The 15932-nt window shown below is 71.3% G+C and carries 11 protein-coding genes and 2 tRNA genes; 4 read left to right on the top strand and 9 right to left on the bottom strand.

Features of this window, described 5'->3' with window-relative positions; translation table 11 throughout:
• Nucleotides 1–15: 15 nt before the first annotated feature.
• From clpP to P1V51_02865, 4 genes are all read right to left on the bottom strand, one after another.
• Nucleotides 16–636, bottom strand: coding sequence for an ATP-dependent Clp endopeptidase proteolytic subunit ClpP (gene clpP / locus P1V51_02880; protein MDF1561958.1), 621 nt, complete (start codon nucleotides 634–636; stop codon nucleotides 16–18).
• 23 nt (nucleotides 637–659) lie between these two features.
• On the bottom strand, nucleotides 660–2000 hold the full coding sequence (gene tig, locus P1V51_02875; protein MDF1561957.1) for a trigger factor: 1341 nt from the start codon (nucleotides 1998–2000) through the stop codon (nucleotides 660–662).
• Nucleotides 2001–2060: 60 nt separating this feature from the next.
• Nucleotides 2061–2143: transfer RNA gene (locus P1V51_02870), tRNA-Leu, on the bottom strand.
• A gap of 167 nt (nucleotides 2144–2310) precedes the next feature.
• The gene (locus P1V51_02865) at nucleotides 2311–5493 is read right to left on the bottom strand and encodes a hypothetical protein (GenBank protein ID MDF1561956.1); all 3183 of its coding nucleotides are present in this window, start codon (nucleotides 5491–5493) and stop codon (nucleotides 2311–2313) included.
• Between the two features lie 88 nt (nucleotides 5494–5581).
• On the opposite strand from P1V51_02865, the gene P1V51_02860 reads away from it, so the two are divergent.
• Both P1V51_02860 and P1V51_02855 read left to right on the top strand, forming a co-directional pair.
• On the top strand, nucleotides 5582–6172 hold the full coding sequence (locus tag P1V51_02860) for a zf-TFIIB domain-containing protein (protein ID MDF1561955.1): 591 nt from the start codon (nucleotides 5582–5584) through the stop codon (nucleotides 6170–6172).
• Between the two features lie 35 nt (nucleotides 6173–6207).
• Nucleotides 6208–8259, top strand: a complete 2052-nt coding sequence (locus P1V51_02855; GenBank protein ID MDF1561954.1) for a VWA domain-containing protein — start codon at nucleotides 6208–6210, stop codon at nucleotides 8257–8259.
• Here the strand turns inward: P1V51_02855 and P1V51_02850 are convergent.
• Genes P1V51_02850 through P1V51_02840 form a run of 3 tightly spaced genes read right to left on the bottom strand, consistent with a single transcriptional unit; the run spans nucleotide 8216 to nucleotide 11580 of the window.
• The gene (locus tag P1V51_02850) at nucleotides 8216–9109 is read right to left on the bottom strand and encodes a RimK family alpha-L-glutamate ligase (protein ID MDF1561953.1); all 894 of its coding nucleotides are present in this window, start codon (nucleotides 9107–9109) and stop codon (nucleotides 8216–8218) included. The genes P1V51_02855 and P1V51_02850 overlap by 44 nt on opposite strands.
• A 3-nt stretch (nucleotides 9110–9112) precedes the next feature.
• Nucleotides 9113–10135: a succinylglutamate desuccinylase/aspartoacylase family protein gene (locus P1V51_02845; GenBank protein ID MDF1561952.1), complete on the bottom strand. Its 1023-nt coding sequence runs from the start codon at nucleotides 10133–10135 to the stop codon at nucleotides 9113–9115.
• Entirely contained in the window at nucleotides 10132–11580 is a 1449-nt protein-coding gene (locus tag P1V51_02840; protein MDF1561951.1) for a hypothetical protein, read from the bottom strand. The genes P1V51_02845 and P1V51_02840 overlap by 4 nt, the downstream gene beginning before the upstream one ends.
• Nucleotides 11581–11655: 75 nt before the next feature.
• Between P1V51_02840 and P1V51_02835 the strand changes: the two genes are divergently transcribed.
• Both P1V51_02835 and P1V51_02830 read left to right on the top strand, forming a co-directional pair.
• Entirely contained in the window at nucleotides 11656–12231 is a 576-nt protein-coding gene (locus P1V51_02835; GenBank protein MDF1561950.1) for a hypothetical protein, read from the top strand.
• A 46-nt stretch (nucleotides 12232–12277) separates the two neighbouring features.
• Nucleotides 12278–12354 (top strand) — tRNA-Arg (locus P1V51_02830).
• 1337 nt (nucleotides 12355–13691) lie between these two features.
• Here the strand turns inward: P1V51_02830 and P1V51_02825 are convergent.
• Together P1V51_02825 and P1V51_02820 are read right to left on the bottom strand one after the other, a co-directional pair.
• Nucleotides 13692–13904, bottom strand: coding sequence for a hypothetical protein (locus P1V51_02825; protein ID MDF1561949.1), 213 nt, complete (start codon nucleotides 13902–13904; stop codon nucleotides 13692–13694).
• Nucleotides 13905–14147: 243 nt separating this feature from the next.
• Nucleotides 14148–15740 (bottom strand): ATP-dependent helicase, encoded by a 1593-nt coding sequence (locus P1V51_02820; GenBank protein MDF1561948.1) that lies wholly within the window; start codon nucleotides 15738–15740, stop codon nucleotides 14148–14150.
• Nucleotides 15741–15932 lie beyond the last annotated feature (192 nt).

Below are 15932 nucleotides of genomic sequence, written 5' to 3'. Positions count from 1 at the left end.
AGTCCTCCTGACTCTCTACTTGTCCTTGCCGGACTCGCCAGCCCGCTGGGCCTGGCCGGTCACGACCTCGTCGATCAGACCATACTCCATCGCGGCCGCCGCGCTCATGAAGTTGTCCCGATCCGTGTCCCGGGCGATCCGCTCGAGGTCCTGGCCCGTGTGGCTGGCGAGGATCTCGTTGAGCCGGTTCTTGATGTGCATGATCTCCTTGGCGTGGATCTCGATGTCCGAGGCCTGGCCGGAGAAGCCGCCGAGGGGCTGGTGGATCATCACCCGGGAGTTGGGCAGGGCGAAGCGCTTGCCCTTCTCGCCCGCCGCCAGCAGGACCGCCCCCATGGAGGCGCACTGGCCGACGCAGATGGTCGAGACCGGGGACCGCACGTACTGCATCGTGTCGTAGATCGCGAGGCCGGCCGTGACCGCGCCCCCCGGGCTGTTGATGTAGAGGTTGATGTCCTTGTCCGGATCGTCGGCGTCGAGGAAGAGCAGCTGGCCGATGATCACGTTGGCCACGTCGTCGTTCACCGGGGTGCCCAGGAAGACGATGCGGTCCTTCAGCAGCCGGGAGTAGATGTCGTACTGGAAGACACCACGGTTGGTCTGCTCGACGACGATGGGGTTCGGGATGAAGGGCATGATCGCTTCCTCGGGGAGTTGGTTTACTCGGAAACGGCAGCTTCGCCGGTTTCCTTCCCGACTTCCACCTCGGAGATCTTGGCCTTCTCCTCGATGAACGCCAGGGCCTTGTCCTCCACCAGGCGGCGCTCCAGGGAGCGGCGCTCGTCGGGATCCTTGTCGAAGGCGGCCTTCACCTTGTCCACCGGCTGGCCGCTGCTCTTGGAGAGCTCCTCGAAGTGCGTCTCGATGTCCTCGTCGGACACCTCGAGCTTCTCCGCGTCGGCGACCGCCCGCAGGAGCAGGGAGCCCTTCACGGCCAGCTCGGCGCTCGGCCGGGCCTCGGCCAGCATGCTGGTGAGGTCCAGGTTGGCGGCGAGGGCCTTGGGGTCCATCCCGGCCTGCATCATCTGGCTCAGGTAGGGCCGGATCATGGCCTCGGCGGTGCGGTCGACCAGGCTGGCCGGCACGTCGAGGGGGTTCTTCTCGACCAGATCCTTGACCAGGCTGTCCTTCAGGCGCCGCTCGGCCGCGCTCTTGCGCTGGTCGAGGAGGCGCTGGCGGATGTGGCCCCGGAGCGCCAGGAGGGAGTCGACCCCATCCTCGCCCAGGTCCTTGGCCAGCTCGTCGTCCGCCGCCGGCATCTCCTTCTTGCGGATCTGCTTGAGGGTGATGGCGAAGTGGGCGCTCTTGCCCTGCACGGCCTCGGCCGGGTGGTCCTCCTCGAAGTCCCGGTCGAGCTCCACGACCTCGCCCACCTTGCGGCCGGCGGCCTCGGGGAGGCGTCCGCGGGTGACCTCACCCTCGGCGACCTCGAAGACGATCTCCTCGCCGCTGCCCTGGGGGAAGGCCTCCCCCTCGAGGGTGGCCTCGACGTCGGCGGCGACGTAGTCGCCCTCCTGGACCTCCTCGCGGTCCTCGACCGGCACCAGCTGGGCCATGGCCTCGCGCAGGCGGTCGATCTCGCCGTCGATCTCGGTGTCGGCGACCTCGACCTTCAGGGTCTCACCGGAGAGCCCCTGGTAGGCGGTCACCTTGATCGGCGGCAGGACCTCGACCTTGGCCACGTAGGTCCAGGGCGCGCCCTTCGTCACGTGGCCCGGCTCCTCGACCTCGGGGGTCGCGACCGGCTCGAGCTTCTCGTGCTCGACGGCCTCGGGCCAGGTGTCGCGGACCAGCTGCTCGGCGACCTCGTGGGCCACGTCGTGGCCGTAGTAGCGCTCGAGGACCCGCCGGGGCACCTTCCCGGGCCGGAAGCCCTTGATCCGGGCCCGCTTGCCCACGGCCCGGTAGGCCGCGTCCAGGGCCTTGTCGACGGTGCTCACCGGCACCTCCACCTCGACCTTGCGCAGGATGGGGGAGAGCTCCTCCACGGTGATCTTCATCTGGGATCCAGTCTCTGCTGCCGTCATCTCTCGTCTTCCCCTGTCTCGAGGGACCTATTGTGCGAGCGGAGGGACTCGAACCCACACGACGTCAAGTCACCAGATCCTAAATCTGGCGCGTCTACCAGTTCCGCCACGCTCGCCTGAATTTACGTACGAAGTCCGGGTACGTAGGCGCTGTGAGCGCGGCCGTCAAGCGGGCCGTTTCGGGCTGCGAGCTACGAGCTGTGAGCTACGAGCAACTAGCGAGAATCAGGTGGGATTCCGGGCCTACCGAGCCCGAGGCTCAAAGCTCGAAGCTCACAGCCCATCAGGGTACACAGACGTTCACGTAGCGCGACCCCTGCCCCGAGGGCAGCAGCTCGACCCCGCAGCGGGGGTAGGTGCCGTTGGTGCAGTCGGCGTCCGTGCAGCAGCGCTCGCGGCAGACCCCGTTGCAGTAGTTCGAGAGGCACTCGCCCGCTCCGGCGCAGGCCTCGCCCTCGACCTTGGTGCCGGTGGTGGTGGTCAGCAGGCAGACGTTGACCTCGCCGGCGCTGCCGAACTGCCGCTTCCCGCAGAAGTAGCGCTCACCGTCGATGGCCCCGCCGCAGTCGGCGGTCGTGCAGCAGTGGGCGGTGCAGTAGTCGTAGACGCAGTCGTTGATGGTCGGATCGCCCTGGAAGGGCCCACAGTAGTAGTCGTAGGCCTGATCGGTGCACTGGGAGACGTCGGTGCAGGCGGTGTCGGGCTGGAAGCGCCCGAAGCACATCCGGCTGTTGCAGACCCGGGTGGGCGAGCCGACGGGCACCAGGCAGCCCTGGCCGCCGAGATCGGTGGCGGGCGTGCCGATGGAGCAGGAGGTGACCTGCGCGCCCCGGGCGCCGCAGTGGCGGCCGACGTCGCAGGTGGAGTCCTCGCAGCAGGTCTCCTCGCACTGGGTGCCGAGGCAGACGTTCGAGCGGCAGTCGGTGGCCACGCTGCAGGTCGCCCCCTTGCGACGATTGCCGTTGCCCGCCTCGAGGGGCGCGCAGACGTCGACGTACATGTTGACGCCCCCCGCATCCACCGGCCGGCAGGCGTAGTCGGCGGGGCAGGAGCGCTGCTCGCAGCAGTAGGCGGTGCAGACCACGCTGCCGGTGCCGTCGTCGATGCCCCGGCCCGAGGCGCAGTTGGCGCAGTTGCCCGAGGGGCAGGGTTGGCCGACGTCGCCGTAGTTGCCGGGGCTGCAGGCGCCGGTGCCGGCGTTGCAGACGTAGCCGACCGGGCAGTCGTAGTCGTCGGCGCAGCCCGGGTCGCAGTAGCCGCCGCCGGCCGGCTGCACGAGGCCGTCGGTGTCGCAGACCGTCATCGGCGGGCTGCACTCGGCGTCGGTGGTGCAGTCCCTCGGCTCGCAGTGGTAGAGGGGCGCGCTGCGCAGGCGGCAGCGGTCGCTGGCGGCGCAGTCGGTGTGGGCGCTGCAGCCGGGCACGCACCACCCGCCCTCGCAGACCTCGGTCGGCGGGTTGCAGTCGCTGTCGATGGCGCACTGGGGATCCACGCAGAGGCCGGTGGCGAGCTCGCAGAGCAGCGCCCCGGGGCAGTCGGCGTTGGTGGTGCAGGGCGGGATGCAGACGCCGCCGGCGGGCACGTCGCAGTTGGGGTAGGCCGTGCCGGCGCAGTCGCTGTTCTGGGCGCAGGGCAGGAGGCAGTGCCCCTGGTTGGCCAGGGCCGGATCGAGCTGGCAGTTGGGGTAGCTGGCGTTGGTGCAGTCGGCGTGGGCGGTGCAGGCCGGGAAGCAGGTGCCGGCGGAGCCGCAGTTGGGGTTCACCGGATCCGGGCAGCCGCTGTTGTCCGAGCAGGGGAGCTGGCAGGCCCCGGTGGAGGGATCGCAGACGGGCATGCTCACCGGACAGGCGGTGCCGGGGCAGGACCCCTGGCAGATGCCGGAGCTCGGATCGCAGACCGGCAGGTTGGCCGGGCAGTCGGCGGAGGTGGCGCAGGGCGGGCCGCAGACGCCGTTGCTGCTGTCGCAGTTGGGCGCGGCGGCCAGGGGGCAGCCGGCGTTGTCGGTGCAGGCGACGTAGCAGGTGCCAAGGGTCGGATCGCAGTTCGGCGCCGCGGCGTCGGGGCAGCCCGTGTTGTCGGTGCAGGGCGGCAGGCAGGCGCCGGTGGTCGGGTTGCAGACCGGCAGCGCCGCCGGGCAGGCGGTGGCCGGGCAGGCGCCCTGGCACAGGCCGCTCGTCGGATCACAGACCGGGGCGTTGGCCGGGCAGTCCGCCGCCGTGGCGCAGGGGGCGCCGCAGACGCCGTTGCTGCTGTCGCAGTTCGGCGCCGCCGGGAGGACGCAGTCGGCGTTGGTGGCGCAGGCGCCGTAGCAGGTGCCCGGGGTCGGATCGCAGTTCGGCGCCGCGGCGTCGGGGCAGCCGGTGTTGTCGGTGCAGGGCGGCAGGCAGGCGCCGGTGGCCGGGTTGCAGACCGGCAGGGCCGCGGGGCAGGCGGCGGCCGGGCAGGCGCCCTGGCAGATCCCCGTCGCCGGATCGCAGACCGGCCAGGTGCTGTCCGGGCAGTCGGCCGCCGTGGCGCAGGGCCCCTGGCAGACGCCGTCCGAGGTCTGGCAGTTCGGCGCCGCCGTCAGGGGGCAGCCCGCCTGATCGGTGCAGGCGGCGTAGCAGGCGCCCGGCGTCGGATCGCAGTTCGGCTCGGTCGCGTCGGGGCACCCGGTGTTGTCGGTGCAGGGCGGCAGGCACGCGCCGCTCGCGGGATCGCAGATCGGCAGCGCCGCGGGGCAGGCGGTCGCCGGGCAGGCGCCCTGGCAGATCCCGGAGCCGGGATCGCAGACCGGCCAGGCGGCGTCGGGGCAGTCGGCCGCGGTGGCGCAGGGCGCCTGGCAGACGCCGTCCGAGCTCTGGCAGTTCGGGACGGCCGGCAGGGGGCAGCCCGCCTGGGTGGTGCACGCGTCGTAGCAGGAGCCCGGGGTCGGATCGCAGTTGGGCTGGGCCGCGTCCGGGCAGCCCGCGTTGTCGGTGCAGGGCGGCAGGCAGGCCCCGGTGGCCGCATCGCAGATCGGCAGGGCGACCGGGCAGGCCACCCCCGGGCAGGCTCCCTGGCAGAGGCCGGTGTCGGGATCGCAGACCGGGAAGGCCGGGTCGGGGCAGTCGGCCGCCGTGACGCAGGGGCCGCCGCAGCGCCCGGTGGCGGGATCGCAGTTCGGCTTCACCGACGGACAGGCGGTGGCCGGGCAGGCGCCCTGGCAGAGCCCGCTGGTGGGATCGCAGACGGGCAGATCGGGATCGAGGCAGTCGGCGTCGGTGGCGCAGGTCCCGAAGCAGCGCCCCGTCGCGACGTTGCAGTTGGGCTGCTCGACGGGGCAGCCGGCGTTGTCGGTGCAGAAGTCGCGGCAGGCGCAGTTCTCGCAGTACTGGCCGGCCTGGCAGGTGGTGTCCGCCCGGCACTTGCACTCGGGCACGATGTCCTCTCCGCAGGCGGCGGAGAGCAGAAGCAAGAGCAGTGGCAGCAGGCGCAGGTATCGCATCGAAGACGTCCTCCCAGACGATCACCAGCATAGCCCAAGGGAGGGGCGTCTTGCCCTCCCGACCTCCCGGCCGGGCTATAGAGGAGGGATGAGCACCCAGCGCGTCGTCTGCCCCGGTTGCCAGAGCCTGATGCAGGTCCTCCAGCTGGAGACCGCCGAGGTCGACTACTGCCTCTTCTGCGGCGGGACCTACTTCGATCGGGGGGAGATCGAGCTGATCCTCGAGCACCCCCTGCCGCTCACGGGCAGCGGCCGGGGGCTCGGGCGGCAGTGCGCCCGCTGCGAGGACACCCCCATGGGCGCGGCCAACCTCGGCGTGGTGCCGGTGGACCTCTGCGGCGGCTGCGGAGGCGTCTACCTCGACAGCAGCGAGCTCGAGCCGGCCACCCGCAAGAAGATCCAGAGCGGCGCGGCCCAGAGCCAGGTGAGCCGCTACACCACCCGCTGCGTGGGCTGCGGGGAGGTCTTCAGCCCGGACCTGCTCACCGCCACCACCAACGGCCTGGCCTGCGGCTCGTGCTACGGGCGGCAGGACTTCGCCACCTCGGTCCCCCTCATGCCGGGCCGGCACGGCAGCGGCAACCCCTACCTCCCGACGACCACCGGCCTGACGGAGGGGAGCAAGGGGGGGCCCTCGATCCTGGACGGCCTGATCCACCTGCTCGACCTCTTCTACTGACGGAACCTCCCCACGCTCTGGCGGTCGAAGACCCCATGAGACACTGGCGGGTGGTTCTCCTGGTCCTCTGCGGGCCCTTGCTTCTCCTTCCTTCCCGGGCCGCGGCCGACCGGCTCTCGGGCTCGCGCTTCGAGCTCTCGGAGGTGGCGCACCGGATCGAGGTGACCCTCCACCGGGGGCACGCCCACCTGCGGGTGCGGCGCACCGTGGCGAACCCCGGCGGCAAGAGCGATCAGGCCCTGCTGAGCCTGGAGCTGCCCGAGGGCGCGGTGGCCACGGCCCTGCGGACGAAGGGCAAGGATCGCTGGTTCGAGGGTGAGCTGATGGAGGCGGAGGCCGCCGCCGAGAAGTATCGCGAGCTCACCGGCATCGGCGGGGCCTACCCCAAGGACCCCGCCCTCCTCTCCTGGCGCGACCAGCGCAACCTGCTCCTGCAGGTCTTCCCGGTGCCCGCCCACGGGCAGCTCACCTTCGAGTACGAGCTCGAGCTCCCGACCCCCTACGAGGAGGGCCGCTACCGCCTCGAGCTCTCCGGCCTCACCCTGGCCGGGCGGCCGGCGGTCGTCACGGCCCGGGCGGCCGAGACCGGCGACCGGGTGCAGCTCGAGGGTCAGCCCCTGCAGACCGACGATCGCTTCCTGCTCACCGAGGGCCACACCGACGCCCCGGTGGAGCTCTCCCTCGAGCCGCGGGACGTCCCCCGCCTCGACAGCGAGCTGGCCGTGGCCAGCACCCGCCACGGCCGCTGGGTGACCCACCTGCGCAGCACGGCGGCCCCGCGCCTCTCCCGCGTCCCGCGCGGCGCCTACCTGGTGGTGATCCTCGATCACTCCCGCTCGCTCTCCGAGGAGACCGTCCGCGCGCAGGCCGCCGCCGCCCGGGCCTGGCTCTCCCACTTCCCCGACGCCCGGGTGAAGGTGCTCACCTTCGACCGGGAGGTGCGCGATCCGACGGCCCGGGCCCCCTCCTTCGTGGGCGTCCCCGCCGCCGCCCGGCTGCTCGACGAGCTCGAGCCCCTCCGCCGCAACGGCAGCCACCTCGACGCCGCCCTGAAGCGGGCGGACGAGCTGCTGGCCGCCGCGCCGGCCCGGGCCGAGCGGCGGGTGCTGGTGCTCACCGACCTGCTGACCCGCGAGGCGGTGACGCCGCAGTCCACCCACCCCCTCCTGCCCCGCAGCGAGGCGCTGGTCCACGTCGGCCTCGTCGAGCCGCAGGGCAGCGGCGTCCGGCGGATCGACGACCACGCCTGGTCGGAGGTGGTGGGCGAGACGGGCGGGCTGGTCTGGGACGCCCGGGCCAGCGCCGACCCCGCGGACGAGCTGGACCTGCGCGACACCTGGGAGGAGCTGGCCCGGCCGGTGGCCTTCGACTTCTTCGAGGTGCACGCGCCCGGCCTGCCGGCGGTGGAGGAAGGCGGGAGCCTCACCGGCGAGCTCGACGGCCGCCTCGAGGAGGGCGAGGGCTTCACCCACCTGGAGATCACCGACCGGGCGGTGCCCTACCTCTCGGTGAGCGGCCTGCTCTGGACCGAGCCGGTGGTGCGGATGGTGCGGCCGACCGAGCCGGCGGGCGACCTCTGGTCCGCCCTCTTCTTCGGCTCCGAGCTCCTCGACGAGCTCGGCGAGGAGGAGATGATGGTGCTGGCGATGCGCGGCGGCGCGGTCTCACCGGTGACCTCCTACCTCGCCATCGAGCCCGGCGTGCGCCCCTCCACCGAGGGCCTCGACTGGCACGGCGGGATGGGCCTCGGCGGCTTCGGCGCCCGGGGCATGGGCATCGGCGGCGCGGGCTGCGCGATGGGGGGCGTCTTCTTCGACCACGTGGCCTGGCTGCGCGAGCGCCTCGAGCCCGCCTGGCGCGGCTGCGGCGGCGAGCGGCCGGTGACCCTCTCGCTGGAGTCGACCCTCGACGAGGTGGTCGAGGTGGCGCCGCGCGGGGTGGCCTCCGGCGAGGAGGAGGGCAAGGCCCTCGCCTGCCTGATCGAGGCCGCCTGGGAGCTCGAGCTCTCGAGCGACTTCCGCTCGCGGGGCGCCCGGTGGAGCGTCAGCCTGCAGAGCGCGCCGCCGCCCGCTCCAGCACCTCGATGACCAGCGCGGAGGCCTCGACCCCGGTGGCCCGCTCGATCCCCCGCAGGCCCGGCGAGCCGTTGACCTCGCAGACCAGCGGCCCCTCGGGCCCGAAGAGCACGTCGACGCCGGCCACCTGCGCGCCCACGGCGCGCGCCGCGGCCTCGGCCACCCGCCGGATCTCGGGGGTGAGCTCGAAGGGCTCGCCCGTCCCGCCCTGGTGGAGGTTCGAGCGGAAGTCGCCCCCCGCCGCCTTGCGCTGCATGGCGAGGCGCGCCTCGCCGTCGAGGACGAGCACCCGCACGTCCCGGCCGCGGGAGCTCTCGACCATCTCCTGCACGATCACTCGCAGGCCGGCCTCGCGGTAGGCGGCGAGGGAGACCTCGAGGGCCTCCTCGCTCTCGACCAGCACCACCCCCAGCCCCTGGGTGCCCAGCGCGGGCTTCACGATCCAGGGCGGGCCGGGCACGCGCGCGATGAAGTCCTCCCAGCGCGCCTCCCCGCCGGGCACCACGGTGCGGGGGATCGGCACGCCGGCCAGGGAGAGGGCCGTGAGGGTGCGGGCCTTGTCCCGGCAGGTGCGGCTGGTCGCCACCGTGTTCACGCAGGGCACCCCCGCGACCTGCAGGGCCCAGGGCACCCCGTAGGCGGCCTCCGGGGCGGAGCCCCCCATGCGGATGAAGGCGACCTCGGGGAGGGTCAGCTCCCCTCCCCCCTTCGCCCGCAGCAGGCGCGGCGCCTCGGCGTCGAGGTAGAGGTCGAGGTCACCGGTGCAGAAGCTCTCGACCTCGTGACCCCGGCGGCGGGCCGCGGCGGCGGCGAAGGCGCCCCCCGGCGAGTCCCGCAGGTGGGAGAGGATCCAGAGGCGCACGGCCTAGCCCTTCTTCCTGGGGGGAGGCGGCTCTCCGATCTCGCCGAGGTGGCAGAAGCGGGTGCCGGGGACCGCCACCGGGGAGCGGCTCATGCCGATGACGATGCCGGCGGCCGGCGCCTTGTAGGTCGCGATGGTGTGGCCGAAGGGGTCGCGCACCGCGGCCAGCACCTGCCCCTGCTTCACCTTCTCGCGCAGGGAGAAGCGGTTCTCGAGGAGGCCGCCGACCCGGATCCGCAGCCAGCGCGAGGCGCGGCAGATCACGGGGGGCGCGTCCACCGAGGCCTCCTTGCCCCGCAGCACGCCGAGGTCGGCGAGGATCGCGCGGATGCCCTCCTCGCCCTCCATCGCCATCCTCCCCTGGAAGACGGCGGGGTTGCCGGCCTCGACGGTGATCGCCGGGATGCCCCGCACCCGCGCCGCGTTGCGCAGGGTGCCGTCGCCGCTGCGGCCGTGGAGGATGATGTCCGGCCCCATCAGCAGGGCCATCCGGCGCGCCTTCTTGTTGTGGAGATCGACGCGGACGTAGAGGGAGTTCACCCGGCCCTCGGAGGCCGTGTGCAGATCGATGAGGTAGTCGCAGGGGCCGAGGAAGGTCCGCACGAAGGCCCGGGCGTACTGCTCGGAGGGGGTGCCCGCGGGCTTCCCGGGGAAGCGGTGGTTGAGGTCCTGGTTGTCGTCGGGGAAGCGGCGCTGACCGGCGTTGTAGGCGGGCACGTTCACCACCGGCGCGCAGAGGAGCGTGCCGTGGATCTGCGTGGGGTCGGCGGACTCGAGGACGTGGTGGATGATGTTGATGCCGTTGAGCTCGTCCCCGTGGACCGCCGCGCAGAGGCCGACCACCGGCCCGGGGTGAGCGCCCCGCACCACCACGAAGGGGGCCTTCACCTCGGCGGCGAGCGCGTCCCGGTAGAGGGGCAGGCGCAGGTCGGCGCGCGTCCCGGGCTCGAAGGCCTCGACGTCGATGGGCTCGTAGGTCGGCTCGGAGCGGCGGGAGGGCTTGGGGGTGATCGGTTGCATGCTCATCCCGCGGCGATCTCGTCGAGGAGCGCCTGATCGTTGTTGAGGGAGCGGAAGAGCTCCCGGCGCAGCCCCCCGCCGCGCTTCGTCAGCCGCCGGGCGAGGGTGTCGATGGCCTGGTTGGCGCAGACCGCCTGGACGTAGGCGTCGATCAGGTCGTCGAGCCCCAGGCCGAGGCGGGCGAAGTCTCGCCGGTCCATCATCAGCAGGCGGCCGGGCTCGGTGTCCCACTGATCCGCGCCGAGGCGGATGGAGAGGTTGGTGCCCAGCACCGACCAGGAGTCCTCTCCCGCGTGCAGCTCCTCCTCCATCGGGCGCGGGGCGCGGCGGGCGTAGAGGGCGATCGGCGCGAAGGACTCGCCCTGCCAGCCCACCATCAGGCGCAGATCGAAGACGTAGATCCGGGACTTCTTGTCGGGGACGGTGCCGATGTTGAAGACCTTTCCCCGGCGTCCCTCCGAGGACCAGCGGTGGTTGCCCACCAGCTGCTGCACGATGAACTCGTCGTAGGGGTGGTTCTCCGCCATGAAGGCGTCGAGCTCCTCCTTGTTGACGATCGTGAAGATGCCCTGGCCGGCGTTGAGGTAGGGCACCTTCACCACCGCCCGCCCGCCGAGCTGCTCCACCCGCAGCGGCACGGCCTGCTTGCGCACGTTGGTGAAGGACTCGGGGGTGAGGATCTCGAGCCCCGTGCCCCGGTACTCGCTGTTGAACATCTCGTAGGCCTTGGCCGCGGTGGTCTTGTTCCGGCCGCCGGCCAGGCAGGCGACCACCGGGTTGAGCAGGGGCGTCTTCAGGTCGAGGGGCAGGCGGGTCCAGGGCCGCTGGGTGACGTAGCGGAACGCGCAGAGCACCTTGCGCTCGGCGCCGTCCATCCGGACGTAGAGCTCGCGGTCCCGCACCACGAGGGGCGGGTCCTCGTCGGAGAGGAGCGCCGGGACCAGGTGGACCGGCCGCTCGATCAGGGTGGCGAGCACCTGGGCGTAGCCCGAGGCCTCCATCCGGTTCTTGTCGAAGAGCACCGCGACGATGCCATCCGTACCTTCCCGGTCCGCCTTGCGCAGGGTGCCCGAGACCAGGGGCAGGAAGGTGTGCTCGAGCAGGCGCCAGTAGCCGCCCTCCTCGTGGTGCTCCTCGAGGAGAGGGAAGGACTTCTGCCCCGAGGGGCAGGAGTTCGTCTCGATGACGAGCTTCTGCTTCACGCCCTCCTCGGTGGAGACGTTGAAGATGTCGCTGCCCGACCAGCGCAGGTGGCGCGGCTCGGTGGTGAGGACCCTGCGCAGCGCCTCGGGGTCCACCCGCGGGTGGAGGTGGGTGTAGCGGCTGATCACCCGCTCCACCGACATCTTCAGGAAGGCCGCGACCTGCGGGTGGATCTGGGCGTTGAGCGTGCGGGGGTAGTAGTGCCGCTCCGAATCGAACTCGCCCGGCGAGAAGACCTCGATCTCCATGCGTTGCATACTCGGCGGGAAGCATAGGACCCGGCCCCCTCGGGCGGAATCCCAAAATGGACTAGGTTGGAGGTCGTGCGTCACGCCCCTCGACCCAGTCTCGGCGCTCTCGTGATCGGCGCCGCCCTCGCCGCCTCCGGCGGGGCCGCCCTCGAGTGGGTGCACCTGCAGGCCGGCGTCTGGAGCCTGCCGGAGGGCGTGCGCTTCCCGGCCTGGATCGCGCCGGTCTACTTCTTCGCGCTGGTCGCCCTGCTGGCCACCCTGCCCTGGCTGGAGGGAGACGCCCCCCGCCCGGCCACCCCGGCGCTGAACCTGCTGATCAGCGAGGGCACCTCGGTCGCGGCCCTGGTGCTCCTGCCCGCGCTGCTGCCGACCGCCGAGGGCTGGCTCACCCTGATCGTGCTCGCCTACCTCGGCTTCCGCCTCGTCTTCCAGCGAGAGCCCGGCGACCGGCTGGTGCTCGGCGATCTACGCCTGGCCGGCGCGCTGCTCCTCCTCGACGCCCTCCTCGAGTCGATGCTGCTGCGGGCGGGGCTCTACCGCTACGAGGGAGCGAGCCTCTTCACGTTTCCGCTGTGGGGGCCGCTCCTCTGGGCAGCCCTCGGGATTTCGATCCGGCGTCTGGCCTGGCTGCTGCCCCGGGATCGCTGACCCCCGCTTGACCCCTCCCCGGCCCTCGCAGATAGTCCCCGGCCACGCGCCTGTGGCTCAGCTGGATAGAGCATCGGACTTCGGATCCGAGGGTCGGGGGTTCGAGTCCCTCCGGGCGCGCCAGAAACCCTCCGCGATGTCGGGGGGTTTCGTCTTTTCGTCGTCGGTCTCTTCGTCAGCTGTGCCGGTTTGCTGTGCCGATTCGGCCTCGTTCAAGAGTAGCTCGACGGCCGCTGCTGCTTGAGCGACCCGCGCTGGCGTAGAGGAAAGGTAGTGGTCCGTGACCTCCAGCGAACCGTGCCCCAGCGCATCCCTGACGGCCGTCACGTCGCCGCCTGCGACCAGGGCGAGTGTCGCGTGAGTGTGCCTCAGGTCGCGCCAGGTGAGCTTGTAGGTGAGTCCAGCGTTCTTCGATGCTGTGGCCAGCGCCCGCTTGTGGCTGCGAACCGGAAAGACCCCGGGCTGTCCAGGGTCGGCCTCCATGCGGCGCTTGATGGCGGCCAGAGCGGCCCCGGGCAGCCCCACGATTCGCTCGTCTCGATCTTTCGTGGCGTCGTCAGGGAGTCGGAGGATGGCTGGTACCCCGATCCCGGGGGGCGCGGGCTCGACCCAGTCGTAGCGCAGTCGCGCGAGTTCGCCGTCACGCAAGCCAGTCAGAAGCCCGACCAGCACGCGATCACGAATGTAGGGATCGAGGTTGGCTAGGACAGCCTTCACGTCCTCCAGCGGCCGGAGGTGGCCACGAAGCCGAGAATCCTTGGGCGACCGTCGAACGACCGGCCATCGCGGCTCGGGCGTCCCCGGAAGCAGCGCGCGCCACACCCGTTTCAAGCAGCCGATCTCCAGCCGGATGGTCTGGCCGCGAATGCCCTCGGCGAGGCGCTGCTCCTCGTACCGATCGAGCTTGGCGCCATCGAGGCTGGCAAGCTCGGTCCCCGCCCCGAGCTTCCCGATGATCTTTGCCCAGCGACTCTCAAGCGTCTTGGAGTAGCCAGGATGGTGTTGCCGAGCTTCGCTTCGAGCGATGTCGTGGACCGCTGCGTCCTCCAGGCTCGGGCCTAGTCCACGACGACGAGCGTGGGGCCGCTCGGACTCGACTCGGAGTCGGCGACCTTCGACCGCAGCCGCTTCCTGATCGATGCACTTCGTGCTCCGCCGGTACTCGACGCCGTCGACCCACCACCGCGCCCACCAGTACCGCGAGCCTTCACGCTGGTAGAGGTAGACGCCGTGGACGCGGATGCTATTGCTGCCCATGCCTCCTCCTTCTGCCTCTCGATGAAGGCGTCACAGTGCGCCTTCGAGTACATCTTGGGCCGCGCGTACCCCGGAAGCGGTGGTGGACCCCATCCGTGGGCGAGCTTCGAGTTGCTCACGGCCAGGTAGTCCGCCGCTTCCTTGCGGGTCAGCAGATCGGGGTGCGCCTTCAAGATCGCCACCCCCGGCTGCGCAGGTCCAGGTCACGACTTGCCGCCCCTCTTGCCACGGCGCCCCTCACCACGAGGCCCTCCGCGCCGCAGCGCCTCCCTGGCCTCCTCGGCCTTCATCGCGCCCCGAGCCACCAGGGCGTCGACGAGCATGAGGAGGGCAGCTTGAGAGCGGCTGCGGGTCTCGTCCGCAGCGACCTCGTCCAGCGCATCGCGCACCTCGGGCGGGACGCGAAGGGTGAGCATGACAGTAGTAGCCATGTACTCGACTGTACTCGGATCGCTTACCAACCACAACGGCCCCTCGGGACCGGGCCACCCGGGCCTGGTGGCGGGCATTGCTGGTGCGCGGGTCCACGCTGCCATGGCAGCACCGGAGCGCCGGAATCCCCTCTTGGGGGCCCCGGCGGCGCCCGAACGCCCACTGATCCTGGGGGGCTGTCTGAACGCTGGCCACGCAGGGCTCCAGGCCGCTCTGAGCCACCCAGGTCACGGCAGGGCCCTACCCAGCTGCACGCCGCTACCGCCCAGACCCGGGTATGGGTAGTAGCGTCTCGTGGTCGGCCGAACGATTACGAGCCGGTCACTGGTCCGGGTCACAGCGACGTAGGCCACGCGATTCTCGGCCTCGTTGCCGCCGTGCCGGGTGTCGAGCAACTCATCGTGGGACGCGCGTGTCATGTCGGATAGCACGACCACGGTCGGGGCCTCGCGGCCTTTGGCCTGGTGAATGGTGGTCAGACGGATGCACGGCTCGGGCACTTCGCCGTACTTGGCAACCATCCGACCGATGTATGCGTACTCGCGGTCGGGCAGGCCCTGTGCCACCACGGCAGGACCGTGCTCGCGCAGCTGGCACACCCGCCCGGGGCCGAGAAGCTCGCCAGCGCGCTCGGGCGAGACAACGCCAAGGGTGCGCTTGCCGGGCCCTGAGCCACCAGGCACCTTCAGCCACCGCGAGAGCGCGGCGAGGTCGGCCGCAGCGACGGCAGTACCCGAGACGATGGCGGTCGCCGCGCGCAGAGCCTGCAGGAGACCGGTCTTCGCCAACGGGTTCGGCCAGATGTCAGTGCCCTCGCCGATGAACGGCACATCGCCCTCGATGAGCTGCTTCGCGGCACCACGGAGGAAGAGCCAGTTGCGGGCCAGCACGAGCGTGGGCTGCTGGCCGTCTAGGCTGCCGAGGGCCTCATCCAGGGTCATGACCTCGACAGTCCCGGGCGAGTCTGTAGGCTCATAGCGCTTGGGGATGCGTGTGCGATTGCTGCGAATGATCTGTCCAGCGATCTGGTGGGCGGCGTGGGGCACACGGTGGGACTGCCCAAGGACCTCCACGTGGCCGCCCTCTGCACACCGGCGCAGCCAGGAGGCGTCGCCGCCCTGGAAGCCGAAGATGGCCTGGTCGTCGTCGCCGGCGACGTAGACCTCCTCGCAGCAGGCGGCCCACTGCTCGACGACCTGCGCCTGGAGGGGCGACAGGTCCTGTGCCTCGTCGATGATGAGAGCAGTGACGGGCAGCTGCGTGCCGGAGGCGAGCACATCAAAGAGCAGGTCGTGGAAGTCGACGAGGTCGCGGTCAGCCTTGAACCGCTCGACCCGCTGCGCGAAGACGGCCGCGTCGAAGCGATCGACAACGGTGGGGCAGATCGCGAGGCAGCGCCGCAGATTCAGGCCTCGTGCCCGACCCCACCCGTAGACGTAGCGAAGCTCGTCGTGGCGGGTCATGCGGCGACTGCCACCCTCAACGACACCTCGCTTGCTCCAGATGCCGGGCGTGAATTCGTAGCCGTGCAGGTGCCCGAACTCCAGCCACTGCTCCGCGTCCATGATGGCCGGGTGAAGCACCTTCAGAATGCGTTTCGCGGCAGCGTGGATCGTGCAGAACCAGGGCGGAGGCTCCTCCTCGGCTGCGCAAAGGTTGAGCCGGTCGACAGCCTCCTTCGCGGCCGCCACCGTGAAGGTCAGGAAGGCGGTCCTGGCCAGGGGCACACCTCGCCGCTGCAGGTCAGCCACGACGGCGACCAGGCGGGTGGTCTTCCCTGTGCCCGGGGGTCCGAGAAAGACCGTAGTGTGGGCCGGCATGGGCATCAGCAGGTCTCCGAAGATGGCGCCGCCGGAGAACACACGCGCACACGATGGTCTTCGAACTGCAAGAAGATCACCCCACACACGCGCGCCCCCCGGCGGCAGATGCTGCCAGGTGTGACACTGTGACGCTGTGACACCTGATTTTTGGTGAAGAAGAAGTGCACTGAAAAAACCCGTACGCGCGTG

It is taken from the genome of Deltaproteobacteria bacterium (genome assembly GCA_029210625.1).
GTDB lineage: Bacteria > Myxococcota > Myxococcia > SLRQ01 > SLRQ01 > JARGFU01.
This window is presented reverse-complemented; position numbering and strand designations above follow the sequence as displayed.